We start from the raw sequence: 25,750 nt of genomic DNA, 5'->3' as shown, positions 1-25,750 counted from the left end.
CGGAATTTTAGGCTGGAAATCGTGGTGTGAACAGTATCAATAGCGAGGCCCGGCGGGGCCTCGCATCGTTGTGGCCGGTGTCAGTGTTTGACGAGGTAGAGTTGGCGGCTGTAGGCCACATCCTCCGGGTTGTTGATGGGGTAGCCCTTGAGCCATGGCTTGATGAGTCGGGCATTGGTGTACTGGTAGATGGGGGCGATGGGGGCTTGATCCAGCAGGATCGCCTCCGCCTCGCCAAACAGCTTGCTGCGGCTGGCGGCATCCTGAGTGCTGGCCGCCTCTGCCAGTAGCTGGTCATAACGGGCATTGGCAAAGCCCGCCATATTGCCGCTGTGACGGGAGCCCCACAGGCCGAGGAACGCTGACGGGTCGTTGTAGTCGGCGACCCAGGAGGAGCGGAGCACCTCGAACTGACCGCTCTGGCGACTGTCGAGATAGGTTTTCCACTCCTGATTGGTCAGCTCGACCTCGGCGCCCAGCTTCTGCTTCCACATGCTGGCAATCGCCAGCGCCATCTTCTTGTGAATTTCCGCGGTGTTGTAGAGCAGGGTCAGCTTGAGCGGCTTGTCCGGGCCGTAACCGGCCTCCTTGAGCAGGGCCTTGGCCTTGCTGTCCAGCGCCGGCTGGCTGCTGGTGGAGAGCAGGTTGGCGACCGGGGTAAAGCTGGCGGTCACATCCGGAGTGAAGTGATAAGCCGGTTTCTCGCCGGTACCGAGCACCTTGTCGGCGATCAGGGCGCGGTCGATGGTGTAGGAGAGCGCCTTGCGCACCCGCACATCGTTCAGTGGTGCCTGACGAGTATTGAAGGCGTAGTAGTAGGTGCCGAGCTGGTCCGGGGTGTAGACCTCATTCGGGATCTGCTGCTTCAGCTTGTCGTACTGCTCCTTGGGGAAGGACTCGGTGATATGCAGATCGCCCGCCAGATAGCGGTTGGTGGCCGCGCTCTCCTGATTGATAGGCATGAAGATCACCTTGGTCAATACGGTATGGGCCCGATCCCAGTAATAAGGGTTGGGGGTCAGCTCCAGCTTCTCGTTGACCACCCGGTTGTTCAGCACAAAGGCACCGTTGCCCACCAGTTTGCCGGGCTGGGTCCACTGGTTGCCGTACTGCTCGATGCTGGCCTGATGGAGCGGCGACAGGCTGGGGTGGCTCAGCAGGTTCAGGAAGTAGGGCACCGGCTGGGAGAGGGTCACCTGCAGGGTGTGGTCATCGAGGGCCTTGACCCCCAGCTCGCTGGCAGGCAATTTGCCAGCGACTATCTCGTCCACCTTGTCGAAACGGGCCAGTTGGGCAAACCAGGCGAAGGTGGCCGCCTCTTTCGGGTCGACCAGCTTGCGCCAGCCGTAGACGAAGTCGCCGGCCTTGACCGGATCGCCGTTGGACCAGCGCGCATCCGGGCGCAGATGGAAGGTAAAGAACTGGTTGCCCTTGTTCTCCCAGCTGGCCGCCACCCCGGCAACCGGTTTGCCATCCGGCCCCTGGGTCAGCAGCCCCTCGAACAGATCCCGCAGTACCTGCAACTCCGGCAGGCCGACCAGCTTGAGCGGGCTCAGGCTTGCAGGTTCATCCTTGAGGTGGCGAACGACAATCTGCTCGGCGGCGAGTTGTGTTCCGGCGGGAATATCGGCAGCCTGGACAGCAGCACAGCCCAGCAGGGCCAGCAAGGGGCTCCATCCTTTCATGGGTCGGATCCTTCAAATAGTGTGAAGCGGGGAGAAAACTCGGCGAGAAAATATCGCCGACAGATGGGAAATCATGATATCCCGTTTGCTGGTCTGACCGCCAGCATTCGACTCTCACTCCCAATCGGGGTAGAAGAGCGTTCCCGGCGTCTGTGCAGTTCAATGTGGTGAGGAGTGTCAAACGATGAAAGCATGGTTATTGCTGGCCTGTGTGTTGAGCCAGGGTGCCTGGGCGTTGGCCCCGTGCCAGAGCGACACGGCGGTGGGCAACTGGTGCGAGATCGGCATCGATGCCTTGCACCCGACCCAGGGGGGCGTCGGCCAGATCCAGGTCGATGAGACCCAGGCCACATTGGCGGGCATGAGCGCAAAGCAGCTCGACAAGTTGATGAAAAAGAAAGAGATCCCCGTGGTGATTGCGCCGGATGGCAGCTACTGGCTGGTGGACAGACACCATCTCACCAAGGCGCTGTGGCAACAAGGAGTCAAGGATGCGCGGGTCAAGGTGATTGGCCGCCTGCAGGACAAAGCCAACTTCTGGAGCCAGATGCAGAACAACCATTGGACCTGGCTCAAGGATGAGAAGGGGCAGCCGCTGACCCCGGAGCAGTTGCCGAGCAGTATCGACAAGCTGCCTGATTATCCCTATCGCACCCTCGCCGGACTGCTGCAGAATGCGGGCTACTTTCGCAAGGACAAACAGGTCTATTTCGTCGAGTTTGCCTGGGCCAGCTGGCTCGGCAAGCAGATGCAGTGGATGCCGGTGGACAGCGCCAATCTGGCGGCCCGCCTGCAACAGGCCAAACGGCTCGCCTGCGGCAGCGATGCCAAGGATCTACCCGGTTATCCCGGCAAGCAGTGCAGCCTCAACCAGTCCAAAAGCGCGCAGTGAGTGGATGTGCGATGACGGCATCCAGAGCATGCCGGAGATAACAGAGGGCGACCCCGGGGTCGCCCTTCTGCTGTCAGCTACTGGTTAGCGGTGGTCACTCATGGCGCTCCGCCCAGTGGGCAGCCGCCTGCTCAAGCAGGGCGACGTCACCTTGCTGGATCAGCGGTAGCAGATCGTTGACCTGTTGATCCGGCCAATCCCACCAGGCGAGGGCCTGTAGCCGGGCAATCTCCTCCTCGCCAAAGCGCATCCGCACCACCCTGGCCGGGGTGCCCGCCACCATGGCATAGGGCGGCACATCCTGATTGACCAGCGAGCGGGCGGCGATGATGGCGCCGTCGCCAATGGTGACGCCGGGCATGATCATCGCCTCCATGCCGATCCAGACATCGTTGCCGATGCGGGTATCACCTGCGGGGTGGTAGCTGCGCTTGAGCGCCGCCAGATCGGCGAACGGATAGGTGCTGATGAAGGACGTGTTGTGGGTGTGGTTGCCCCCCATGATGATCTTCACCCCGGCGGCAATCTGCACATAGTCGCCGATATGGAGCCGGTCGATATGCCAGAGCGGCTCCCAGCCGGTTTCCGGGCTGCGGCTGAAGGGATCGCCATGGAGGTAGCGCACTGCCACCTCTTCGAAGGGGCCATCCCAGGCACCCGAGTAGTAGCTGTGTTGCCCCTTGAGGCAGATATTGGGGTTGGTCACCGTCAGGTGCAGGTATTCGACCTGCGACCAGTGTTGGCAGGGGTTCATGTTGGTACTCCTTTGCTGAATGGATCGGATGGGTTGCGTTCGCGTGAGCGCAGCTAATAGATCCAGACCAGCATGCGGGGCACGCAGAGCAGGGAGCAGCCCAGTATCTGCGGGAGGCGTGGTCGCATTGTGGTGTGCTCCAAAGAAGGAAGGAGGGGCACGATCATAAGGTCGGGTGCCGGGTTTGCCAAGGTTGCGCAGAGATCCTGCACTAACCATCTGGTTGATATTTATTCTCAATTAGCCATGATAACACTCCCACCATGACGGACTCGGGAGAGCGAAATGACACCGCAAAGTTGGCAACGATACATGCTGGAGGCGGAGCGTGCCTGGCAGGCCGGTTCGCTGGGGGCAGCGATCTGCTTTTATCAGCAGGCGCTGGGGGATGTTTACGAGATGACCCAGGTCGAGTTGACCGAGCTGGCCACCATGCGAGTCGCCACCTGTCACCGGCTGGCAGACTTCTGGCGGGCGATGGATGAGCCGACTTACGAGCTGCGCTATCTGAAACTCGCCTCCGAGCTGGTGACTGCGCTGGTGCCGCAGTGCCCCAACCGGGAGTGCGAGGCACTGATCAGCGAGCTGGGTTGCTGTCGCGGTGCCCTGCTCGCGTTTCTCAAGCGTCACCCCAATCCGGAAATTGCCCGGCTGATCCAGTTACAGGACAAGGTACAGGGCTGCGAGCTGATCGGCCGTTTTCGACTCAACTGACTGGCGTTGAGCGGCTGCTCAGCTCCGCCGTTTGAGTTTCTGGGCGATGCGCTGTTGCGCCTCTTCCCCTTGCAGTGCCTGAGCGAAGGCGCGCGCTTCCAGATCGATGACGAAGTGCACCGCCTGTTTGAGCTCCTGTTTCAGCAGAGCCTTGCTCTTTTGCAGCGCTCTGGGCGGTTTGGCCGCCAGCTTCAGTCCCTGCTCGTGGGCAAAGGGGAGCACTCCATCGGCCGCCACCACCTTGTTGGCCAGCCCGAGCCGCAGCGCCTCCTCGGCATCAATCGCCTCGGCCAGCAGCAACAGCTCGGCCGCCTTGAGGTGTCCCACCAGACGCGGCAGCAGCAGGCTGGACGCAAACTCCGGCACCAGCCCCAACTCGACGAAAGGAAGCTGCAAGCGGGCGTTATCCCCCAGATAGACCAGATCGCAGTGCAGCAGAATGGTGGTGCCAATCCCCACCGCCGGGCCTGCAACGGCGGCGATCACGGGTTTGGGGAAGTCGGCCAGGGTGTGGAGGAGCTGCAGGATGGGGTCGTCGGGCTCCAGCGCGCTCTTGCCCATAAAGTCGGCCAGATCATTGCCCGCGGTAAAGCAATCCTGCTGCCCCTGCAACAACAGGACATGCACCTCCTCATCGGCTGCCGCCTCTCGCAGCGCTGCCACCAGTTGCTTATAGAGCTCGGTATTGAGAGCGTTGCGCTTGTCGGGGCGGTTGAGGGTCAGGGTGAGCAAGCCATCCTGCTGCTCGGCAATGAGAATGGGGGCCATGTCTAAATCCTTGTTATTGAAAGGTGCAAAAAAGGTTGCCGCTGGGGTAACCTTGGCGCCGTTTAACAACATCATAAAAGGATTTCAACCATGTTTAAACGTGCGTTTTATTCTCTGCTGGTTCTGGGGATGACTGCGCCTGCACTGGCCAAGGTCGAGGCTGTCGACGGCTATGTGCGGCTGTTGCCGCCGGGCTCCCCCAACACTGCCGCCTTTATGGTGCTCAAGAATGACGCCGACCAGCCGGTCAAGCTGGTGGCGGCGGCTTCTGCTGCGGCCGGGCGTGCCGAGCTGCACACTCACCTGCACGAAAATGGCGTGATGAAGATGCGTCAGGTCGAGAATATCGAGATCCCGGCCAAGGGCGAAGCGGTGCTGAAACCGGGCAGCCTGCACATCATGCTGTTCGAGGTGGGCACGCTCTCCGAGCAGACCCCTTTCCCGCTTACCCTCACCATGGACGATGGTCAGAAGCTGGATCTGTCACTGCCGGTGAAGCCGATTGAGCCGATGGCAGAGATGAAGCATATGAAGCACTGACATTTGTCGTCGTTTGTTCAGGATTGACGCTGGGTATTTTGGCTGCACCGAGTAAAATAGTGCTCTTTTCCATGTATGCAAGAGGAAGTGACGTAATGAAAAAGACGCTGATTGCCGGTTTTGTGCTGGCTCTGTGCAGCCAGAGTGCCATGGCCGCTGACGACTGGCGTTTTGCCGCCGGTGCCGACGTATGGGCCGCCAAGGGCAGTGGTCAGGCTTATGGCACCAGTGCTGATGGCAGCTATGACGACAGCTACAACTGGAACGGCTATCTGCAACTGGAACACGGCATCATCTTCCTGCCGAACGCCAAGTTTGAAGTCTCCGATTTCAGCACCTCCGGCGGTAACTTCAAGAACGATCTGACCGCCTACGATCTGAGCCTCTACTACCGTCTGTTCAACAACGATCTGTTCAAGATCGATCTGGGTATGACCGGTCGTCACTACGATGGCGAGCAGGTCTACTTCGGTCGCAAGGGTTATGACGAAGATACCCTGATGGCCTATGCCGGCAGTGAAGTGAAGATCCCGGGCACCGGTATCTCCTTCTTCGGCGATCTGCGCACTCACGATGCGGACAACTATGACTACCGTCTGGGTGGTTCCTACAAGTTCTCTTCCATGCCGATCAAGCTGCGTGCCGGCTGGCGTGAAGCCAAGGTCGACTTCGCCAATATCGATCAGTCTGTCGATGGCTGGTTCATGGGCGGCGAATTCACCTTCTAATCTGATCGTCAGCTGACGACGAGGAGCGATAATGGGCCACATCATAGTGACAGGTGCCGGTTCTGGTCTCGGCCGGGCGCTGACCATAGGTCTGGTTGAGCGGGGCCATCAGGTCTCCATGATGGGGCGCCGTTATCAGCGACTGCAGGAGCAGGAGCAATTGCTCGGCAGCGCGGTGATCGGCATCGCCGCCGATCTGGCGCACCATGAAGAGGTCGATGTCGCCTTTGCCGCTGCGGTGGAGTGGGGCGGTCTGCCCGACATGGTGATCCACTGCGCCGGGGTGGGCGAGTTTGGCCCGGTCGGTGTCTACACCGCCGAGCAGATCCGCCGGGTGGTGGAGAGCAATCTCATCTCCACCATTCTGGTGGCCCAGCAGACGGTGCGGCTTATCGGGGAGAAAGGCGGAGTGCTGGCCAATGTGCTCTCCTCCGCCGCTCAGGTGGGCAAGGCCAACGAGAGCCTCTACTGCGCCTCCAAATGGGGGATGCGCGGCTTTCTCGAATCCTTGCGCGCCGAGCTGAAAGGCTCGCCACTGCGGCTGGTCAACCTCTATCCGAGCGGGATCCGCAGCGAATTCTGGGACAACTCGGATCACGTGGACCCGAGTGGCTTCATGACCCCGGAAGATGCGGCGGCCTATATGCTCGACGCACTGGAAGCCAGAAGCAGCTGCCACGTGACCGACCTCTTTATCGGTCGCAATCCCTGAGGCAACCCTTCATCCGGTTGCCGTCGTCAGCACACAGAAACAAAAAGCGCGCCAAATGGCGCGCTTTTTTATATCGGGAAGAGGGCGGAATTAACGGCCCAGCTTGACCTTGAGCATGGCGATGATGTCGCTGATGGCCACTTCCTGCTTCTCGCCGGTGCGGCGGCACTTGTACTCCACCACGCCGTTGTCCAGACCGCGATCGCCGATGACGATGGCGTGCGGGATGCCCAGCAGCTCCATGTCGGCGAACATCACGCCCGGGCGCTCTTTACGGTCGTCGAACAGCACGTCCACACCGGCGGCTTTCAGCTCGGCGTAGAACTGCTGTGCCTGTTCGGCCACGCGCTCGGACTTGTGCATGTTCATCGGCACGATGGCCACTTCGAACGGAGCGATGGCGTCCGGCCAGATGATGCCGTACTGGTCGTTGTTCTGCTCGATGGCGGCAGCCACCAGACGGGAAACCCCGATACCGTAGCAACCCATCTCCATGGTGACGGACTTGCCTGCTTCGTTCAGCACGCTCGCCTTCATCGCTTCGGAGTACTTGGTACCCAGCTGGAAGATGTGGCCCACTTCGATACCGCGCTTGAGCAGCAGCTTGCCCTGGCCGCACGGGCTCGGGTCGCCTTCCACCACGTTGCGCAGGTCGGCAACTTCGTAAGAAGCGATGTCGCGATCCCAGTTGGCACCGGTCAGGTGGAATCCGGTCTCGTTGGCGCCGCAGACGAAGTCCGCCAGATGGGCGGCGCTGCGATCGACGATGATGCGACCGGCAAAGCCGACCGGGCCGATGGAGCCTGCGTCGCAACCGGCGGCCGCTTTGATCTGCTCGTCGTTGGCGAAGGTCAGAGGGTTGGCAACGCCAGAGAGCTTCTCGGCCTTGATCTCGTTCAGTTCGTGGTCGCCACGCAGTACCAGCGCGATGACGGCCTGCTTGCCGTGCTCATCTTCCTCTGCCAGTACCAGCAGGGTCTTGGCGATGGCGGCCGGAGCCACGTTCAGGAAGGCGGCCACTTCGTCAATGGTGTGGACGTTCGGGGTGGCAACCTTGGTCAGGGCTGCGGTGGCTGCAGCGCGCTCGCCGGCCGGCGCCAGTGCTTCGGCCATCTCGATGTTGGCGGCGTAATCGGAGCTGTCGGAGAAGGCGATCAAGTCTTCACCGCTCTCGGCCAGCACCTGGAATTCGTGGGAGCCGGTACCACCGATGGAGCCGGTATCGGCCTGCACCGGACGGAAGTTCAGACCCATGCGGGTGAACGCCTTGCAGTAGGCGGCGTGCATCTTCTCGTAGGTATCGACCAGAGATTCTTTGTCGATGTGGAAGGAGTAGGCATCCTTCATCAGGAATTCGCGGCCGCGCATCACGCCGAAACGGGGGCGCACTTCGTCGCGGAATTTGGTCTGGATCTGGTAGAGGTTGAGCGGCAGCTGCTTGTAGCTGTTCACTTCGTAACGTACCAGCGCAGTGATCACCTCTTCGTGGGTCGGGCCCAGCACGAAGGGGCGGTTGTGACGGTCGGTCAGGCGGCACAGCTCGGGACCGTAGTCATCCCAGCGGCCGGACTCCTGCCACAGCTCGGCGGGTTGTACCACCGGCATGGAAACTTCGACGGCACCAGCATTGTTCATCTCTTCGCGAACAATGTTCTCGATTTTCTTCAGTACCCGCAGACCGGTTGGCAACCAGGCATACATGCCGGAGGCCAGTTTACGGATCATCCCGGCGCGCAGCATCAGCTGGTGGCTGACAACTTCAGCGTCGGAGGGGGTTTCCTTGAGAGTGGAAAGCAGATATTGGCTGGTACGCATCGCGGTAGACCTTAGCTAGAACGGGCGCGGGGCCCAGGATAATTTCAAGGGCGGAATTTTAACAGGCTGGGCGTTATGGCCCAAGGGCTAAATTTGCCGCAACCCGAAAGGTGGCAACGCCCGGCAGATGACCAGGGGCAATGACCATTGCAACAAGCAGGCTTTTTATGCCTGCAATTTGGCCGGATCTCCGCTAAACTCTGCCACCTTTTCTCGATGGGCATGGCTCTGCCGCGTTCATCACCCCCATTTTTAGTACTTTTGGAGCCGCTCATGCCGTTAGTGGGACATCAACACCAGATCGAGATCCTGGAACTGACCGACAAAGGAGATGGCAAAGGACGCCTGTTCGATCGCCCCCTGTTTGTCGAAGGTCTGCTGCCCGGTGAGCAGGCGCTGGTGGAGCTGACCGAGGTCAAGCCGAACTATCTGCACGGCAAGGTTGCCGAGCTGCTCCAGCCCTCCGCCGATCGGGTTGCCGATTTCTGCCCCAACACCGAGTGCGGTGGCTGTCAGGTGCGCCCGCTGGCCTATCCGGCCCAGCTCAAGCTCAAGCAGGCACTGGTGCAGAGCGCACTGGAGCAGGTCGGGCTGGGTGACACTCCGGTCAAGGATATCCTTGGCATGGAGAGTCCGTTCGCCTATCGCAACAAGGCGCAATATGCGGTGCGTGGCTGTGACGCCGGTGCCGAGATCGGTTTTTATCGCAAGCACTCTCACGATCTCATCACCGCCGATGACTGTGCGGTGCAGGATCCGCTGCATGTCGAGCTCAACGCCCGGGTGCGCAACTGGATGCGCGAGCACGACATCGCCGCCTATGACGAAGTAAACCACAGCGGCTGTGTGCGCAACCTGATGACCCGCAAGGGCTTCAAGAGCGGCGAGCTGATGGTGGTGCTGGTGACCCTGGGCGAGGTGCTGCCGTTCGAAGCCGAACTGTTGGCGAGCTTAAGCGATCTGCCGGTTACTACTCTGGTGCAGAACATCAACAACGAGCGTACCAACCGCATTCTGGGCGCGACCAACCGTGTGCTGCTTGGCGAAGGGGTGATCCGCGACAAGATCCATGAGCTCGAGTTCGAGATCTCGCCGCTCTCCTTCTTCCAGAACAACCCGACCCAGACCGATGTGCTCTACTCCAGCGCCCTCGAGTATGCCGAGCTGACTGGCAACGAGACGGTGTTCGACATCTATTGCGGTATCGGCACCATCTCCCTTTTCCTGGCTGGCAAGGCCGCCAAGGTCGTCGGGATCGAGTCGGTGGAGAGCGCCATCAGCGATGCCCGCCGCAACGCCGCCCTCAACGGCATCGAGCACACCGAATTCCACGTTGGCAAGGCGGAGCAGCTGATGCCCGAGCTGCACGCCCAAGGTGTGACCGCTGATGTGGTGGTGATGGATCCGCCGCGCAAAGGCTGTGACAAGGCGGTACTGCAGACCCTGGTCGCCATGGCGCCCCGTCGTCTGGTCTATGTCTCCTGCAACCCGCAGACCCTGGCCCGCGATCTTGCCTGGCTGGTCAAGCAGGGCTTCGTGCTGGACGAAGTGCAACCGGTCGATATGTTCCCGCACTCCATGCATGTGGAAGCGGTTGCCCGCCTGAGCCTGCCTGCCAAGGCATAAGTCGTCCACGACTCTTGCCCATAAAAAAACGACGCCAACTGGCGTCGTTTTTTTATCTCTGCAATCGGCGGATGGGCGATTAGCTGGCGCTCTGGCGCACCTCGGCGGCGATCTGGTCGAGCAGCTGTTGCCAGCCCTGCCCCAGTTCGCTCACCAGAGTGCCGTAGCCGTCGGCAGGCAACACCCGCACCTGCTGGAAGGGGACGTCACGCAGTACCGTGCCCTCTTCGGTCAACAGGCGCCAGCGGCCGCTCAGCACGGCGCGACCATCGTGGCGGCCCTGAAAACGCTCCACCGAGATGGTCAGCACCGGCCCCTTGCGGGCGCCATCCTGCCGCACCACCCAGCCCGGCAGGCGGGTGGAGAGGCCATTGAGGGTGAGCTGGTTGAGTTGATCGTCCAGTGCTCCGGCCCAGCGATGGTACTCGGTGAAGTGCAGCTCTTGGCCTTTCAGCTGATAGACCAGACTGATCCGGTCGAGCTGGCTGGCCAGCGCTACCGATCGCAGCACCAGCTGGTGCTGCGGTTGGGCCGGGGCTATCACGGGTTGCTGGCTGTCGGCATCGAGCGAGTAGTAGTGTAGGCTTGGCTGGCTGCTGCAACCCGCCAGCAGGCCCAGCAAGGCCAGCGTCAGGATCTCTTTTTTCATTGTTTGCCTCGCTTGGGCTCAGGGTCCGATGGATGCGCGCGATCGAAGATCAGCGAGCTGGGCTGCTCGTTGAGGGAGTGCACCAGTGGCTGCAGTTCGCGCATCAACTGATTGAGGGTCTGCACCGACTGACGCAGGTCCTGATTGGTCTGCGACTGGGCATCATAGGCCTGCAAGGTCTCCTGCAACTGCTTGAGGCTCTCGTTGAGCGAAGCCGGCAACTGCTGGGTGGAGTCTTTGGCGGTGAGCTTGTTCAGGTTGGCGCTGACTGCACTGATGTTCTTCAGGGTGCCATCCAGGGTGGTCAGTGACCCGTTGACCTTGGTCAGGGTGGTCGCCATGTCCATGTCGACAAACTTGTCGAGGATCAGGTTCACCTTGCGCTCGATCTGATCCAGCCCGCCCTGCACGGTGGGGAAGACCTGATAACCGGCCAGCTTGGCCTGTTCGAAACGTGGCGCGTCCGGATAGAAGTTGAGGTCGATGATCTTGCCGCCGGTCAGCAGGCTCGAGGTCTTGAGACTGGCACGCAACCCCTCCTTGAACTGCTTGCCGAACAGGGCGCGCCATTGATCCTTCTCCGCCTTGGCATAGCGGTGGGAGAGGCGCTGTACCTCGATGCGAGCCAGCACCGGGATCTGGCGGCTCTTGAAGATCTGCACGCCCTTGTCCTCGATGAGGTAGGGGGCGGAGATGACGGTACCGACCCGAATGCCGCGATACTGCACCGCCGCGCCCGGGTGCAGGCCACCCACGTTGTCATCGAACAGGAAGACGTAGTCGATGAACTGATCCAGACTACCGGCCAGCACGCTCGCCTCATCCTGGAACAGGGTGAACCCTTCCATCTGTTTGACCGGTTCGCCAGGCGCCCAGCCGGGTGGCAGACCCATGGTGATGCCGCCATCGATCAGGCTCTCCAGCGAATCCATCTTCACCTTCATCCCCTCGCTGCTCATGGAGACCTCGAAGCCCGGGGTCATCCAGAAGCGGGAGTTGCTGCTCACCAGAATGTCATAGGGGGCGTGGATGAAGATTTGATACTGCATCTCGCTCTTTTCCGGCAGGAACTTCGCCTCTTCCACCTGACCTATGGTGAAGCCCTGATAGTTGATGGGGGAGCCTTCCCCCAGCGCGCGAGTGTCGCGACTGCTGAGGGTGAGGCGCAGCCCCTTGGCATCGAGGGAGGCGAGCGGCGGTTTGTCCAGCATGGCGTACTCGTCCAGCGCCCGACCTTTCTTGCCGGGGGCGAGCTCGATATAGGCGCCGGAGAGCAGGGTGCTCAGACCCGATACCCCTTCACGGCCCACTCTGGGTTTGACCACCCAGAACTGGCTGTCACCGCGCAGCATGCCGGAGGCGGCATTGGTCAGCCGTCCTTTCAGCACGGCATGGCTGTAGTCATCGCTCAGCTCGACGGCCTCGATACGGCCGACGTCCACTTCGCGGGAACGGATCACCGTCTTGCCAGCGACTATGCCCTCGGCAGTGGCGACTGTCAGGGTGAAACTGGGGCCCTGGGAGTACCAGTGCTGGAACAGCATCCAGAGACCGATGAACAGTGCCAGCAGGGGCACCATCCAGATTGCGGCGGCAGAGCTCAGAAAGTCAGAGCCCGGTTTCCACCTTTTTTTACGCTCACTCACGTTCGCGTTCTCCTTGTTGTAAATCCCAGATCAGGCGGGAGTCGAAACTCATGGCGGCGACCATGGTGATCAGCACCACACCTGCAAATGCGACGGCCGCAGGGCCGGGATAGATGGTCATCAGATTGTCGAGCCGGATCAGGCCCGCCAGAATGGCCACCACGAAGACGTCGATCATCGACCAGCGTCCGACAAATTCGGTCATGCGATAGAGTTTGAGCTTGCCGAGGGGGGAGGTGACATTGCCGCGCTGCACCATATAGCAAAGCCAGAATAGCGCCAGTATTTTCACCAGCGGCACCACCACGCTGGCGAAAAAGATCACCGCCGCTATGGGGTAGGAGCCCATGGCCCAGAGCAGCACCACACCGCCGAGGATGGTGGAGGGGCTGTCATCCCCGAGAAACACCGTATCCATGATGGGATAGACGTTGGCCGGAATGTAGAGAATGGCGGAGGTAAACAGCAGTGCCCAGGTGCGGTTCAGGCCGCCCGGCTTGCGCGCATGCAGCTTGCCGCCGCAGCGGGAGCAGCTGTGGCTGCCCACCTCGCTCAGGGCGCCACAGATATGGCAGCCCACCAGACCTGATTCCAGCGCACCCGCTTCCGGGTCGATATCCCGCGCCTCGGTTGGGCCGAACAGCCGCTGCCACAGCCACATCTGATCCAGTGAGGAGATCATCTTGATGAGCAGCACGGTGTAACCGACGAAAGCCCAGAATGACAGCCCCATCTTGATGTCGGCCATCCCCATCAGCTTGACCAGCGAGATGAGCACCCCCACCAGAAAGACATCCACCATCAGCCAGGGTTTGAGCCGGCAGAGCAGACGGCCGAGGGAGCGCAGGGCATTGCTGTGCAGATCTTTATCGACCCGCCACAGCACCAGCATGATGGAGCCCATATAAACCAGCGGCAGGCCGATCAGGGTCAGGCTCAGTACCGCGCCGAGAAACAGATAGCCCTCATCCACCAGGGTGGTGATGCTCTGCAGAAAAGTCATCTCCTGGCCCACCCCTTTGGCCGAGAAGGACATAAAGGTAAAGGCATTGGCGAGCACGAACATGATGAGTGCTGCGAACCCGTAGGAGATCGGCCGCAACTCCTGCTGTGGCAGGTGGCGACTCAGGGTGTGTCCGCAACGGGGGCAGCAGCTGGCCTGTCCCACCTCGAGCGGTGTGGCCGGTATCAGCAGGTCACACTCTTCGCAGGCAGTGGCATCATGGACATAGGTGGTGTGGTGTTGGTGTGAAACCGGATGCAAGATAAAACCCCAGATAAGGCCCGTAGTAGAGCCAGAGCTGGCGATTATCGCAGTTGTGCTGGTCAGCGACCAGCCCCCGAAGGCCGCTATTGCTGGCGGGAGTGAGAATGACTTTGACAAGCCAGTGCCCATTTAGCACAATCAAACGCCACTTTTTTTCCGCGGGACAATAATTTATGACAACTGAATCCCCCAGCTACTCCACGATTGAGCAAGCCTTCTCCCTCGGGAACGGGCAAGATTCTGCCCTCAACTGGTTGCGCAAGAACCGCAGTCAGGTCGCTATTTTTCTGGTGAGCGGCATCAAGCTGGAAGGCACCATCAGCGGGTTCGACCAGTACAGCGTGCTGCTGACCGATGCTCATGGTAACCAGCAGCTGGTCTACAAGGCCAAGATCTCCACCATCGCCATGCACACCGGCCGTCCGCAGGTGAATATCCAGCGTGCTCGCAAGCCACGTGTCTCCATGGCGCCGCGCCCCCACGGTGCGCCGGGTCGTTATGATGACAATCAGGGTGGCGGCAACAACGAGTAATCGTCTGCCCCGCACTCCTCGTTGACGCGCCCTGCGTCAGCAGCTGACGGAACCTGCTCTCATTTTCATTCATGTCCCGTATGAGAGCCGGTTCCGGTTATCGCCCCTTGCAGGGCGATATTTTTTTCCGCACTACGCTGTTATGCCGATCGGCTTGCCCTCTTTGACCATGCAGGTCTGCATACCCGCCGCCTCTCCGGCCTGAACCCCGATACCGGTATCTTCAAACACCAGACAGCCTGATGGCTCGACCCCCAGCTTGCTGGCGACCAGCAGGAAGGTGTCCGGATTGGGCTTGTGCAGCTCCACATCGTCTGCGGTGACCACCACAGAGAAGTAGCGATCCAGCCCGGTGTTGCGCAGCACCGCCTCGGCATTGATGCGGGGCGAGCCGGTGCCGATCCCCATCGGGATGACGCCATGATAGCGCTCGACCAGCGCCTGCATGGCCGGAAAGACGGTCGCCTTGTGCAGGTTGGCCACATAGTGGGCGGTCTTGCAGCGGGTGACTTCGATCGGATCGAGAGGGATCTGCTGCTCCTGTGCGACCAGCAGGGCTATCTTGCGGCTCGGCATGCCACCTAGTTCATAGAACCAGTCGGCATCGAAGCGAAAGCCAAACTCACGGGCGGTATGTTCCCAGGCGGCGAGGTGCAGCGGCATGGAGTCGACCAGGGTGCCATCAAGGTCAAAGACCAGGCCTTGGAATCCGGAAAGCGTCATGGTGCGGGTCAGTCTCTGAAAAAAGGGAACCCATTCTAGCCAGTGGCTCCCCGCCTCGCCATCACCTAGCTGGTGAGAAACGCTTGCCCCCACATTTGTGACTGAAAATAGACGGGGGTGAGCTGGGCCGGATCGAGTTGATATTTGGGGGCAAGCTGTTCCAGCAGGGCCCAGTTGCCCTGTTCATAGGTGCTGACCAGCTGAAACAGATGAAAGAGTGGCCCTTCGTGCAGTTCGATGGCGCGCTGCACGCTCTTGGGCAGGTGGGCCATCAGCGGCTCCGACAGCAGGGATCCATCAAGCACCAGCCCTACCAGAAAGGCCCAGCTGGCCTCCGCTTTACCGAGGGCGGTGAGGGCAATCAGCTCGCAGAAGCGGCCGCGGGCGATGGCCATTCGGGTGCAGGCCTCCGGCATGTGCTGGCTCACCCGGGCCAGACCGTTGATCAGCACGAACTTGCGGATCTCCTGCTCCCCCAGATAGGAGAGGGCGCGGGGTACCGAGGTGATGGGGGCGGCATGATCGAAGCCGGGGGCGTTGACGTAGGTGAGCAGCAGGCCGGGCAGCCAGGCATCCTGCTCCAGCAGGCGGGCTACCTGGGCGAAGGAGAACTCTTCGTGGCAGATGAGCTGGAGGATCTGCTGTACCAGCGCCATATCGGGCTGATTGGCTCGCTGATTGACCAGCTCGGGACGGGCGAGAAAGCCGCCGGCAAAGAAGTCGACCCCCGCCTCCCGCAGCGGGAGAAAATCCGCCCAGGTTTCGATGTTCAGCGCCATCCGCTTGTGTTCGGTGGGCTGGCAGATCCCCTCTTCTCCCATCCAGTACACCAGCAGGCGACTTGCGCCGAGCCAGCGTGGATCCCGGTTGGCGCCATGTACCGCCAGTCTGCGCCGACTGTCGCGCCACTGCTCCAGCACCGGGAACGAGTTGGGCTGGCGTTCGCTGGAGGCTTCAACCAGCGGGATCGCGTCCTGATCCAGCAGCAGGGGACGCTGTTCATCGAGCTGTTCGTGGGTGAAGGGCACCAGATATTGACGCCCCTGCGCCAGCAGGCGGCAATGTTGCGCCAGTGAAGGCCATTCGGCCGGTGAGTTGAGCTGATAGTCGATGCCGTAGGCCACCAGAGCCAGGCGACGATTGAAGATGGGGTAGCGACGCAACAGCATGGGATCACCGATAGGCCAGAGTGCGGGCCCTCCCTTGTGACTTGGCGTGGTAGAGCGCCTGGTCAGCCTGTTCGGTCAGGGTCTGCCATGCTCCGTCCTGGGAGGGAACCAGATAGCTAAAGCCTATGCTAACCGTAATGAAATCAGCAACCCGCGAGGCGGGATGGGGCATTTTCAAGCGGGCAAGACCATCGTGGATCCGCCCGGCCAGCTGTTCCGCTTCACCGGGTTGGGGGGCGCAGAGCAGAATGACGAACTCCTCCCCGCCATAACGGGCGACCAGATTGGTGCAGCGCCGTTCAGCATCCCGCAGCACATGGGCCACCTGCTGGAGGCACTCATCCCCCTTGGCATGGCCGAAGTGGTCGTTGTAGGCCTTGAACTCGTCGACGTCGATCATCAATACCGCCAGCAGGTTCTGGGTGCGTCGTGCCCACTCCCACTCCCGCTGCATGGTGATGTCCCACTGGCGCCGGTTGGCGATGCCGGTGAGGGGATCTTCCAGCGACAGCAGGGAGAGGCGCCGGTTGGCCTCCTCCAGCGCCCGGTTTGTCTCGGCCAGCTGCATGGTGCGTTCGGCGACCCGGGCTTCCAGCTGGCGGTTCAGGGTTTCCAGCTGCTCCTGAGTGCGCTGGCGGATCAGCAGTTGTGACAGAATAGCGGCGTACTGTTTGAAGATCTCGCTCTGATAGGCCTTGAGCGGACGGTGCCAGAGCAGGTTGTCGGCGGCGATCCAGCCGATGGGGGTGGTGCCATCCCATAGCGATACCATGGCGTTCCAGCCACGGCCCACCTGCTGCTTCTCGTAGTAGAGGGGGGTATCTTCCATCACCAGTACGTAGTCCTTGCGCCTGAGCGCCTCTTGTACCGTCGGGTGATCCGGAATGGGGCTGATGAAGTTGTGTTCATCCATCAGCTCGCCCTCTTCGCTGGTGCCCCAGGTGCCGCGCATGGTCTTGCCATCGGGTTCGATCAGGAAGATGGCGACCCGATCGAACTGCAGCTCCTTGCGGGCCAGCAGCACGGCATCCCGCAGCAGATCGTTCTCGCTCCGACTGCGGGAGAGGGTGACGCTGACCATGTGCAGCGCCTGCAACATGGTGAGGAAGGAGCCCTGCAGTGCCTGACTCTGTACCAGATCGGTCTGGGTATGGAGCCGCTGGTCACGCTCCTGATTGACCTGGCTGGAGAGCAGGTGATTGCTGAGCTCGGCAGTCAGATAGTGGATAAGGAGCTGGATGCCCTGACGCTGGTGGGAGGAGAGGCGGTCGATGCGGCGGCGGGTCTCCAGATAGATGACCCCTTCCAGCTTCATGTGACGCTTGAGAGGGAAACAGGCGCGTAACTGCGGCTGAGCGGGCTCCATATTTTCGCCGGGATCCGGCGGTGCTTGGAGCTGCTCGATCACCAGTTGTCCCTTCTCCATCGCCTTGTCGATCAGGTGGTGGGGCAGGGTCAGTTGACCGAGATGAGCGAGATCAAGCGTGGTCAGCCCGTGATCGAGCTGAAAACTGTAGAGCTGCGGTTCGGGGGCTTTCAGCCAGAGGTAGAGGCGTTCGGCATCGGTCTTTTCACGGATGGTGGCGAGGCTCACTTCGCATAACTGAGCGAAGTTGGTGAAGTGTTCCGGGTCCCATTCCTGCATGCCAATATCCCTTGGATTGTACCCAAGCGAGTATAGACATATTTCTCCTTGATTAATATGTCAGAAAGGAGAGGCAGCGCACATAACGGTTGCTTTCAGCCCTGCTGGTGGAGACATTCACTGCGTTCTCTGCCAATCGTGGATAGAACTGTGTGCCATAACGGTATATATGGCAGCTTGTAGGGCGGGATGCCGGGCAAAAAAAGAGCCCGCACGATGGCGGGCTCTCGGGCAGATCAGATGATTCTGCGTGGCTTATTCTGCCTTGGGGGCAGTCTCAGCGGGCGTTTCACTGCTATCGGCTGGCGCACTCTCGGCCGCCGGGGCTTCTGGTGCCGGGCCCGGTACCAGATCTATCGCCGGTTTGGCGATAAGGGAGCGGGTCTCTTCCACCGCTTCGGTCAGCTTCACCTCGATGATCTGGCCGAGCTCGTAGACCACCTCGGTCTTGTCCAGATAGACGCGGCCGTTGTCCCAGTTGCACTCCAGTCGATCCTTGTTGTCGAGGATGTGACGGGCAGGCAGGAAGACCACAGCGCCGTTCTCCTGCAGACGCAGCTTGAGACCGGCACGCATCACGTCGATGATCTCGGCGTTGAATACCTGATCGGTGCCAGCCGCGGCTTTCAGGTAACGGACATAGAGCCAGTCGCCGATGTCACGCTCCACCATGCGGTGCAGGCGGCGGCAGGCGGTCAGATGCTCTGTGAGCTCCTGACTTGGGCGCTCACCCGGGGTCTTGCCGGCGATGACGGCTTTGAGCAGACGATGGTTGACCATGTCGCCGTATTTACGGATCGGGGAGGTCCAAGTGGCGTAAGCATCCAGACCCAGACCGTAATGGGCGCCCGGTTCGGAGGACATCAGCGCATAGCTCTGGAAGCGGCGGATCTTGCCATCCAGCCAGCGAGTGTCGAGGTTGTCGATCCAGCGGCGCAGGGCGCAGAAGCCGGAGAGGCTGGCGATCTCGTCGCGCTCGAACGGGGCTTCGGCGCTTTTCAGCAGGTCGATGGCGCCGTCGAGGGACTCTTCGTCAAAGCCGGTGTGAACGTTGAAGATACCGTAACCGACGCTCTTGCCCAGCACGCGACCGGCGCAGATGTTGGCGGCGATCATCGACTCTTCCACCATGCGGTTGGCGATGCGGCGCGGCTCGACGTGGATGGCCAGCACTTCGCCATTCTCGCCCAGCTCGAAGTCGTAGTCGGGACGATCCGGGAATACCAGCGCATGCTCGGTGCGCCACGCGATGCGCGCCTCGGTCATCGCCTTCATCAGCGGCAGCTGGGCCAGTACGCCTGCGTCGATGGCCAGCTCTTTGCCATGCTCGGCCCAGTCGGAGACATCGTCATAGTTGAGACGGGCGTGGGAGCAGATGCGGGCGGCGAAGAACGCGGTCTCCTCCAGCAGCAGGCCATCTTCGGCGATCAGCAGACGGGCGCACAGAGTGTTGCGCTCCTCGCCCTCTTTCAGGGAGCAGAGCTCGTCGGAGAGGGTGCGCGGGATCATCGGCACGTTGCGGCCCGGCATGTAGACGGTGAAGGCGCGCTGGGCGGCCTCTTTGTCCAGCTCGCTCCCTTCGGCCACATAGGCGGTCGGGTCGGCGATGGCGACCAGCAGCTCCCAGCCGTTGTCCAGCTTGGTGATGGCCAGCGCATCGTCCATATCCTTGGTCTTGGCACCGTCGATGGTGAAGAAGGGGACATCGGTCAGATCGCGACGGGGCAGCTCTTCCTCTTCGATCACCTTCCACTCCGGCAAATCAGCCGGCTCGACCTGGGCCAGATTGTGGCGCGCCAGCACTACCCACCAGGGCACATTGTGATCTTCCTGGGCGGCGATCTTCTGGGTGATCTCGGCAGAGAAGTTGCCGTCGACCAGCGCATGGCGCTTGAGGGTCGCCACCACCCAGTCACCTTCCTTGAACTCTTTCTCATCCAGACCCTTCTTGACGCGGGCCTTGATGGCATCCTTGATCAGCGGATGGTCGGCAACCACGTTGAGGCGGTCACGGAACATCTTGACCCGGGCCACGAAGCGGGTGACGGACTGCTCCAGCAGGGTATCCGGCTCGGCCACTTCCTTCTCTTTTTCGGTACGGATCAGGGCGGTCACCCGGTCACCGTGCATCACCTTCTTCATGTAGGGAGGCGGCACGAAATAGCTGGTCTTCTCATCGACTTCCAGAAAGCCGAAGCCCCGGTCCGAGGCGCGGATCACACCCTCTTTCTTCGGGATGTTTTCGCGGATTTGTTGCTTGAGCTGGGCCAGCAGCGGATTGTCTTGGAACATAAGTGAGGAACCTGAAGTGAAAACCTGGGTGGAGACCTGATGAAGGATCGCCCAGCACTATACGTTTTTAGCCCTGCAAAGCCAAGGTGAATGGCCTGCTCAGCGTGGTTTCAACTGCGATCTGGCATGGTCGATAAGGCGTTGGGAGAGCTGCTTGTGAACCCCTTTTTCCAGTACCCAGCGGTGCCAGTAGAGGCGTTCCGCCAGGACGTGGTCGGGACTGAGGTTGAGCAGTGACCCGCCTGCCAGCTGGCCTCTTATCTGCAATTCGGGGATGAGACAGTAGGCCAGGCCCTGTTCGGCCATGGCGACGAAGGCCTCTGACGAGTGGACCGTATGGCAGGGATAACCGCCCGGCTCCAGCCCGAAGTGTTCCCTCATAAAGCTCACATGCATGTCATCGCGCTGATCGAACGCCACCGCCGGTGCCTTGGCCAGCGCCTCACGGGTCAGGCCATGAGGGAAGTGGCGGGCTACGAAGGCGGGGCTGGCGGTAAGCAGATAGTTCATCTCACCGAGCTCGTCGACGCAGCAACCCGCCAGCGGCTGGGGATGCAGGCTGACTGCACCAAAGGCCTGACCCTCGCGGACCTTGTCGAGGGTGCGGCTCTCGTCATCGACCAGCAGGTTGAGTTCGATGGGGTGCTGTTTCAACAAGGGGGCAATGGCGGGCAAAAACCATGTGGCCAGGCTGTCGGCGTTGACGGCGATGCTGATCCGGATTGGCCCCTGCGGCTGGTCGGGGGTCAGCTCCCCCGCCAGTTCGAGCTCGAGCTGGTGTACCTGCCGATAGTGGGCCAGCAGTTTCTGGCCGAGTGGCGTGGCCTGCAGCGGCTGGCTGCGAATGAGCAGCGGCTCGGCAAACTGTTGCTCCAGCTGCTTGATCCGCTGGGAGATGGCCGACTGGGTGATATGGAGCGACTTGGCCGCCCGATCGAAGTTCTGCTCCTGCAGTACCGCATCCAGCGCCCGCAGCAGTTTGTAGTCCAGCTCTTTCATCTTCTCCCCCTTCCGTTGCCCAAGGGCTGACTCTACGTCACTCGGCAGGGGACAACAATGGGCGGTGGAAGGGGCGTTGCGCTGTGATATCTGACAGTGGTGCTCTGTCTTGTAAGGAAGGCATACTGCTAGAGACCGCAGGGGGCAGCCCTGCGGGGTCATAGCGATACAGCGATACGTTTATCCCGGGCCTGTTTTCCCGGGATTTTTTATATCTGGGCCGCTAACTCATGCGAGCGATAGGTGGCAGTTTGATAGTGTCCGATAAGTGGCTGCGAGACCGCCTGCGCGAAGCGCTCATCCAGATAAAAGCGCAGGCCGACACCTTTCACTGCACCGAGATCTACCGCTTGGCGGTGGCCCAGACGAGCCATAGGGATTCCGAGACGGCGGAAAATGCGTTCTGCGGGCAGGCTGGCTACACCAACAAACTCTTTGATGCCGTTGGCTGTAGCAAACGCATAGGCTTCCCGAAGGAGCACGCAGGTCAGCTCGCTGACACCATTGGTCATGCACGGAGCGCGGGTCGCATCGATAGCCAGACGGGTGAGTTCCCAGATCTCGGGAGTGCGGGGCGCGTTTTCACCGGCAAGGGCGGTGGGAAAAATGCTGGGCAACATATAGGCGCTGGCGCAACTGAGCAGACGGATACAGGCGCAGACTCCTCGTTCATCTTCGACCAGTACCCAATGGGTGTCTGGCGTGTCAAAGCGGTCGCGTTCCAAACCGTGGTAAGACTCGACGTCCCAGCCTAGCCGGTCGGAAAAGACGCGATTTCGAAATTGATAGAGTTCGTTCTCTACGGCGTTTCGTGGGTGATCTCTCAATTTTCCTTTGAAAACCAACATTATGAACTCTCTCTCTGCCTGTTCGCCGTTATAATCAGAAGCTTGGCCAGGGGGGCTAGCATATGAAACAAGAGCAACTGTTTGAGTATCTGGAACATTTCACTTCGGTGACGGATGGTGACCGTCTTGCCGGATTGATCGGTCGCTTTACGGTCGATATGGGTTATGACTATTACGGCTTTACCCTGATCATTCCGATGTCGATGCAAAGACCCAAAGTGGTACTGTTTAATCAGTGCCCTATCTCCTGGGTACAGACCTATACCGATAACAACATGCTGGCGTGCGACCCTGTGATTCAGTTGGCACGCAAGCAGACGCTACCCATTTACTGGAACCGCCTCGATGAGCGGGCTCGCTTTCTGCAAGAGGGAAGCATGGACGTGATGGGACTGGCCGCCGAGTTCGGATTGCGCAATGGCATCTCCTTCCCTCTGCACGGCGCAGCCGGGGAGAACGGAATCCTCTCCTTCATCACCTCCGAGCGGGCTTCTAGCGATCTGTTGCTGGAGTCCTCGCCAATCCTCTCCTGGATGGCCAATTACATCTTCGAGGCTGCGATCAGGGTTGTGCGCCTGAGGGATTCGGATCAACAAGCCGCGCTGACGGATCGTGAGACCGAATGCCTGTTCTGGGCCAGTGAGGGGAAAACATCGGGGGAGATCGCCTGCATTTTGGGGATCACCGAGCGTACGGTGAATTACCACCTCAATCAGGTCACTCGCAAAACCGGATCAATGAATCGCTATCAAGCCATTGCCAAGGGGATTAGCAGTGGCATTTTGCTGCCGAATCTTGAACAGGTTGTTGTCACCAACTTCCCTAAACTGATGCAATAGAACCTGTTGATTCTCGGGGCAGAAGCAGGGGGACTCAATTGTCAGATCCTGCTATTGACTGTTGGTTTCGGATGGGGCTTTAGTGACTCGAGTTTATTAGAAAAATGAATCAATAAGTAAATCAATGAATTTCTAAGAAGGAACTGCCATCGCTATAGTGCCGCTCATTCATCATTTCGAACGGTGCTCTCCATGATGCTCGCAACGACACTGCAAGGCTTCACCATCGGTCTGGCCATGATCATCCCCATCGGCGCCCAGAATGCCTTTGTGCTGAGCCGGGGCATCCATCGCAATCACCATCTGCTGACGGCCACGCTCTGCAGTTTCTGCGATCTCACCCTGATTGCTATCGGCGTATTTGGCGGGGCCAATGTGCTGGCCACCAGCCCCCTCGGCATGGCACTGCTCACCTGGGGAGGCGTGCTGTTTCTCGGCTGGTTTGGTGGCCGTTCCCTGCGCACTGCCTGGCGTGGTAAAGGGGAGGGGCTTGCCGAGTCTGCTCAGCAGATGGGTGCCAAAAGCGTGCTGGCAATGACGCTGGGTGTTACGCTGCTCAATCCTCACGTCTATCTCGATACTTTAATGCTGCTCGGCTCCCTTGGCAGTCAGGTGAGCGAGTCCCTGCGTCCGGCCTTTGCTGCGGGGGCCATGCTGGCCTCGTTGGTGTGGTTCTACTCACTGGCACTGGGTGCTGCGGCACTGGCGCCCTGGCTGGCCCGCAGCCGGGTACAGCAGGGGATCGATCTGCTGGTTGGCATCATCATGCTGAGCCTGGCTGTTCAACTGGCCATAGGACGTTGAGGAATTTAAGGCGGCAGGAATGAGCGACCGGTAGCAAAAGGATGCCACTCATATGAGTGGCATCTTTGCTATTGAAAGGGGTCAGACCCTGAACTGGGAGAGCAGGCGCTGTTGCAGCAGGCTGGCTTGATGAAGCGAGGAGGCGAGCTGCAGGCACTCCTGTGCCTCCTGTTCGCCGGTTCTGGCTTGCAGACTGATGCCGGAGACCTTGTCAGAGGAGTGGCTCAGGGTGTGTGACAGTTGCCCGGTAGCCACGGCCACCTGCTGTACCATGTCGGCCAGCTGATCGATGGCGCCTTCCACCTTGAACAGGATTTGTTTGGTGTTCTCGGAGTCCTGCATGCCGGACTCTACCGTCTTGAGGTTGCGCTGCATCATCAGGTAGGCGGTCTCGGTCTGCTGCTGGATGCTGCTGATCACCTGGCTAATTTCGGCGCTCGATGTTGCGGTGCGATTGGCCAGGGTGCGCACCTCGTCCGCGACCACCGCAAAGCCACGCCCCATCTCCCCCGCGCGAGCCGCTTCGATGGCCGCATTGAGGGCCAGCAGGTTGGTCTGTTCCGAGATGCCGCTGATGGTGGAGATGATCTGGCCAATCTGACCCGCCTGCTCCTTGAGGGAGTTGATAGCGATGGCACACTCGCTCACCTCCTGTACCACCCGCTGCATGCCCGCGCTGGCGGAGGCGACATACTGGCTGCTCTCGGTGGTCAGCTGGCGCACCTCGTTGGCATTGTGGGCCGCCATGCTGCAGTTGTCCGAGATACCGGTGGCGACTTGCACCATCTGCTCACTGTCGTGGTGCAGGGCCAGCGCATGTTCGGCGGTCTGGCGGCTGCTCTGGCTGATTGCCTCCACCCGGTTGACCGAGGTGTGAACGTGTTCGCTGATGTGCTGGTTGTTGTCCATGGTGGAGCTGATCATCTTCTGCAATTTCTCGATGAAACGATCCACGCTGTTGGCCAGCGAGCCTATCTCGTCATCCCGTTGCAGATTGATGCGGGCGTTGAGATCTCCCTCGCCAGCGGCGATATCCTGCATCCGCTTGTCCACTTGCAGCAGCGGGGTCACCAGCTTGCGGGTCAGCCAGAAGCCGCAGAGGGTGACCATGATCAGGCTCAGCAGCAGGCCACCCAGCAGCAGGGTTCGGGTCTGGCTGATGATGCCGTTGAGCTGGGCCACCTGATCCTCGACGGTGGCATCGCCGCTCTCCTCGATGGCAACCAGCTGTTGTCGCAGCTCATCGGCACTGACCTCATAGGCGGACTGCTGGGCCTGATAGCTGCCGAGCGCATCGACCCACTGTCCCATCAGTTGCTGATGCCGGGCCAACAGGGCGCGATACTCTGCCGACAGTGTCTTGCCGGCAAATTCGCCGGTTCCCTCGATATCGAACAGCCCGGTGCCGAGCATGCTGTCGATCGCTTCGTGGTAGAAATCGGTCGCCTCTTTCAACTCGGCCTTGATCGCATCTGTGACTCCTTGTCTGCGCATCTTCTCTAGCGCATAGAGTTGGCGTAAAAAGCCGATGTTTGACTCCATCCCCCCATCGGCCGCTTCCCAACGGGTGGAGAGGCCGCTGTTCCAGCTGATGGTCTGGTCGGGGGATTGGGTCAGCGCCTCGACTGCCCCATCGCCGATCACCTCCAGCTGGGTCGAGAGGCGGGCCATCAGATCGGCGTTGTGATGCAGTGCCTGATCCACCTCGGTATAGGCGTGATAGAGCGCCAGCAGCTTCTCTTGTTGCTGTTGATAGTCCTGCTTGTGCTGTTCCATGGTGGCAAGGGCTGCACCATCAATGAGCTGCCCCTGGCTGACCCGGGCCAGCGCGTCATCGGTCGCCGCCTTGGCTGCATCGAGTTCGGCGCGATTGAGCGGGGTTCCGTTTTGCATCTTTTGAATCTGTAGCTGTTGGTTGCCCAGCTCTATGGAGCCCTCCATGGCTCCGTCGGCGGTCTGCCAGGCGGCGCCCAGTACGTAGGAGAGCAGATTGGCTAGCCGCTGGCTGCCATACCAGCCAACGACCCCCATGCCCAGCGTACAGCCGAGCAATATGGCAAGACCCAGATTGGAGGTGGTAACAATTTTCATGTGATGGCCTT

General features: G+C 60.5%; 23 protein-coding genes. 9 read left to right on the top strand and 14 right to left on the bottom strand.

Going from position 1 to position 25,750, the window contains the following annotated elements; translation table 11 throughout:
* Positions 1 to 80: 80 nt before the first annotated feature.
* The gene (locus A9G06_RS06340; RefSeq protein WP_069554623.1) at positions 81 to 1,685 is read right to left on the bottom strand and encodes an ABC transporter substrate-binding protein; all 1,605 of its coding nucleotides are present in this window, start codon (positions 1,683 to 1,685) and stop codon (positions 81 to 83) included.
* Positions 1,686 to 1,869: 184 nt separating this feature from the next.
* Here A9G06_RS06340 and A9G06_RS06335 point away from each other — a divergent pair, with 184 nt between their 5' ends.
* Positions 1,870 to 2,577, top strand: coding sequence for a ParB-like protein (locus A9G06_RS06335; RefSeq protein ID WP_069554622.1), 708 nt, complete (start codon positions 1,870 to 1,872; stop codon positions 2,575 to 2,577).
* A gap of 94 nt (positions 2,578 to 2,671) precedes the next feature.
* Here A9G06_RS06335 and A9G06_RS06330 read toward each other — a convergent pair whose 3' ends face one another.
* Entirely contained in the window at positions 2,672 to 3,331 is a 660-nt protein-coding gene (locus tag A9G06_RS06330) for a CatB-related O-acetyltransferase (RefSeq protein ID WP_069554621.1), read from the bottom strand.
* Between the two features lie 285 nt (positions 3,332 to 3,616).
* Between A9G06_RS06330 and A9G06_RS06325 the strand changes: the two genes are divergently transcribed.
* The gene (locus tag A9G06_RS06325) at positions 3,617 to 4,045 is read left to right on the top strand and encodes a DUF2753 family protein (RefSeq protein ID WP_005335785.1); all 429 of its coding nucleotides are present in this window, start codon (positions 3,617 to 3,619) and stop codon (positions 4,043 to 4,045) included.
* An 18-nt stretch (positions 4,046 to 4,063) separates the two neighbouring features.
* Here A9G06_RS06325 and A9G06_RS06320 read toward each other — a convergent pair whose 3' ends face one another.
* Positions 4,064 to 4,813 (bottom strand): enoyl-CoA hydratase-related protein, encoded by a 750-nt coding sequence (locus A9G06_RS06320; protein WP_069554620.1) that lies wholly within the window; start codon positions 4,811 to 4,813, stop codon positions 4,064 to 4,066.
* A gap of 90 nt (positions 4,814 to 4,903) precedes the next feature.
* On the opposite strand from A9G06_RS06320, the gene A9G06_RS06315 reads away from it, so the two are divergent.
* From A9G06_RS06315 to A9G06_RS06305, 3 genes are all read left to right on the top strand, one after another.
* Positions 4,904 to 5,353, top strand: a complete 450-nt coding sequence (locus A9G06_RS06315; protein WP_005335782.1) for a copper chaperone PCu(A)C — start codon at positions 4,904 to 4,906, stop codon at positions 5,351 to 5,353.
* A 95-nt stretch (positions 5,354 to 5,448) separates the two neighbouring features.
* Entirely contained in the window at positions 5,449 to 6,081 is a 633-nt protein-coding gene (locus tag A9G06_RS06310; protein WP_069554619.1) for a TIGR04219 family outer membrane beta-barrel protein, read from the top strand.
* 31 nt (positions 6,082 to 6,112) lie between these two features.
* Positions 6,113 to 6,793 carry an SDR family oxidoreductase gene (locus A9G06_RS06305; protein WP_005363016.1) on the top strand — a complete coding sequence of 227 codons (681 nt, stop codon included), beginning with the start codon at positions 6,113 to 6,115 and terminating at the stop codon, positions 6,791 to 6,793.
* A gap of 90 nt (positions 6,794 to 6,883) precedes the next feature.
* Here A9G06_RS06305 and A9G06_RS06300 read toward each other — a convergent pair whose 3' ends face one another.
* Positions 6,884 to 8,608, bottom strand: a complete 1,725-nt coding sequence (locus A9G06_RS06300; protein ID WP_069554618.1) for a proline--tRNA ligase — start codon at positions 8,606 to 8,608, stop codon at positions 6,884 to 6,886.
* 273 nt (positions 8,609 to 8,881) lie between these two features.
* On the opposite strand from A9G06_RS06300, the gene rlmD reads away from it, so the two are divergent.
* Positions 8,882 to 10,234: a 23S rRNA (uracil(1939)-C(5))-methyltransferase RlmD gene (gene rlmD / locus A9G06_RS06295; RefSeq protein ID WP_064339398.1), complete on the top strand. Its 1,353-nt coding sequence runs from the start codon at positions 8,882 to 8,884 to the stop codon at positions 10,232 to 10,234.
* Positions 10,235 to 10,313: 79 nt separating this feature from the next.
* Here rlmD and A9G06_RS06290 read toward each other — a convergent pair whose 3' ends face one another.
* Genes A9G06_RS06290 through A9G06_RS06280 form a run of 3 tightly spaced genes read right to left on the bottom strand, consistent with a single transcriptional unit; the run spans position 10,314 to position 13,793 of the window.
* The gene (locus A9G06_RS06290; RefSeq protein ID WP_069554617.1) at positions 10,314 to 10,883 is read right to left on the bottom strand and encodes an ABC-type transport auxiliary lipoprotein family protein; all 570 of its coding nucleotides are present in this window, start codon (positions 10,881 to 10,883) and stop codon (positions 10,314 to 10,316) included.
* Positions 10,880 to 12,529, bottom strand: a complete 1,650-nt coding sequence (pqiB, locus tag A9G06_RS06285) for an intermembrane transport protein PqiB (protein WP_069554616.1) — start codon at positions 12,527 to 12,529, stop codon at positions 10,880 to 10,882. The genes A9G06_RS06290 and pqiB overlap by 4 nt, the downstream gene beginning before the upstream one ends.
* Complete coding sequence (locus A9G06_RS06280; protein ID WP_069554615.1) at positions 12,522 to 13,793, bottom strand: paraquat-inducible protein A; 1,272 nt, start codon at positions 13,791 to 13,793, stop codon at positions 12,522 to 12,524. The genes pqiB and A9G06_RS06280 overlap by 8 nt, the downstream gene beginning before the upstream one ends.
* 176 nt (positions 13,794 to 13,969) lie before the next feature.
* Between A9G06_RS06280 and hfq the strand changes: the two genes are divergently transcribed.
* Positions 13,970 to 14,329, top strand: coding sequence for an RNA chaperone Hfq (gene hfq / locus A9G06_RS06275; protein ID WP_005335772.1), 360 nt, complete (start codon positions 13,970 to 13,972; stop codon positions 14,327 to 14,329).
* A gap of 132 nt (positions 14,330 to 14,461) precedes the next feature.
* On the opposite strand, the gene A9G06_RS06270 is transcribed toward hfq, so the two are convergent.
* The 6 genes from A9G06_RS06270 to A9G06_RS21370 all read right to left on the bottom strand — a co-directional run bounded on the left by A9G06_RS06270 (position 14,462) and on the right by A9G06_RS21370 (position 22,005).
* Positions 14,462 to 15,052 carry an HAD family phosphatase gene (locus A9G06_RS06270; RefSeq protein WP_069554614.1) on the bottom strand — a complete coding sequence of 197 codons (591 nt, stop codon included), beginning with the start codon at positions 15,050 to 15,052 and terminating at the stop codon, positions 14,462 to 14,464.
* A 65-nt stretch (positions 15,053 to 15,117) separates the two neighbouring features.
* Positions 15,118 to 16,221 (bottom strand): EAL and HDOD domain-containing protein, encoded by a 1,104-nt coding sequence (locus A9G06_RS06265; RefSeq protein WP_069554613.1) that lies wholly within the window; start codon positions 16,219 to 16,221, stop codon positions 15,118 to 15,120.
* Positions 16,222 to 16,225: 4 nt separating this feature from the next.
* Positions 16,226 to 17,866, bottom strand: a complete 1,641-nt coding sequence (locus A9G06_RS06260; protein WP_069554612.1) for a sensor domain-containing diguanylate cyclase — start codon at positions 17,864 to 17,866, stop codon at positions 16,226 to 16,228.
* 255 nt (positions 17,867 to 18,121) lie between these two features.
* Positions 18,122 to 20,158 (bottom strand): exoribonuclease II, encoded by a 2,037-nt coding sequence (locus A9G06_RS06255; protein ID WP_069554611.1) that lies wholly within the window; start codon positions 20,156 to 20,158, stop codon positions 18,122 to 18,124.
* Positions 20,159 to 20,257: 99 nt separating this feature from the next.
* Entirely contained in the window at positions 20,258 to 21,157 is a 900-nt protein-coding gene (locus A9G06_RS06250) for a LysR family transcriptional regulator ArgP (RefSeq protein ID WP_069554610.1), read from the bottom strand.
* A gap of 209 nt (positions 21,158 to 21,366) precedes the next feature.
* A complete protein-coding gene (locus A9G06_RS21370; protein WP_081042838.1) occupies positions 21,367 to 22,005 on the bottom strand; it encodes an acyl-homoserine-lactone synthase in 639 nt (212 codons plus the stop codon).
* Between the two features lie 62 nt (positions 22,006 to 22,067).
* Here A9G06_RS21370 and A9G06_RS06240 point away from each other — a divergent pair, with 62 nt between their 5' ends.
* On the top strand, positions 22,068 to 22,844 hold the full coding sequence (locus A9G06_RS06240) for a LuxR family transcriptional regulator (RefSeq protein WP_021231752.1): 777 nt from the start codon (positions 22,068 to 22,070) through the stop codon (positions 22,842 to 22,844).
* Between the two features lie 195 nt (positions 22,845 to 23,039).
* Positions 23,040 to 23,648 carry an L-lysine exporter gene (gene lysE / locus A9G06_RS06235; protein ID WP_069554701.1) on the top strand — a complete coding sequence of 203 codons (609 nt, stop codon included), beginning with the start codon at positions 23,040 to 23,042 and terminating at the stop codon, positions 23,646 to 23,648.
* 81 nt (positions 23,649 to 23,729) lie between these two features.
* Here the strand turns inward: lysE and A9G06_RS06230 are convergent, their stop codons facing one another.
* On the bottom strand, positions 23,730 to 25,739 hold the full coding sequence (locus A9G06_RS06230; RefSeq protein WP_069554609.1) for a methyl-accepting chemotaxis protein: 2,010 nt from the start codon (positions 25,737 to 25,739) through the stop codon (positions 23,730 to 23,732).
* Between the last annotated feature and the right edge of the window lie 11 nt (positions 25,740 to 25,750).

The organism is Aeromonas sp. DNP9 (genome assembly GCF_001728955.1).
GTDB classification, from domain to species: domain Bacteria; phylum Pseudomonadota; class Gammaproteobacteria; order Enterobacterales; family Aeromonadaceae; genus Aeromonas; species Aeromonas veronii.
This window is presented reverse-complemented; position numbering and strand designations above follow the sequence as displayed.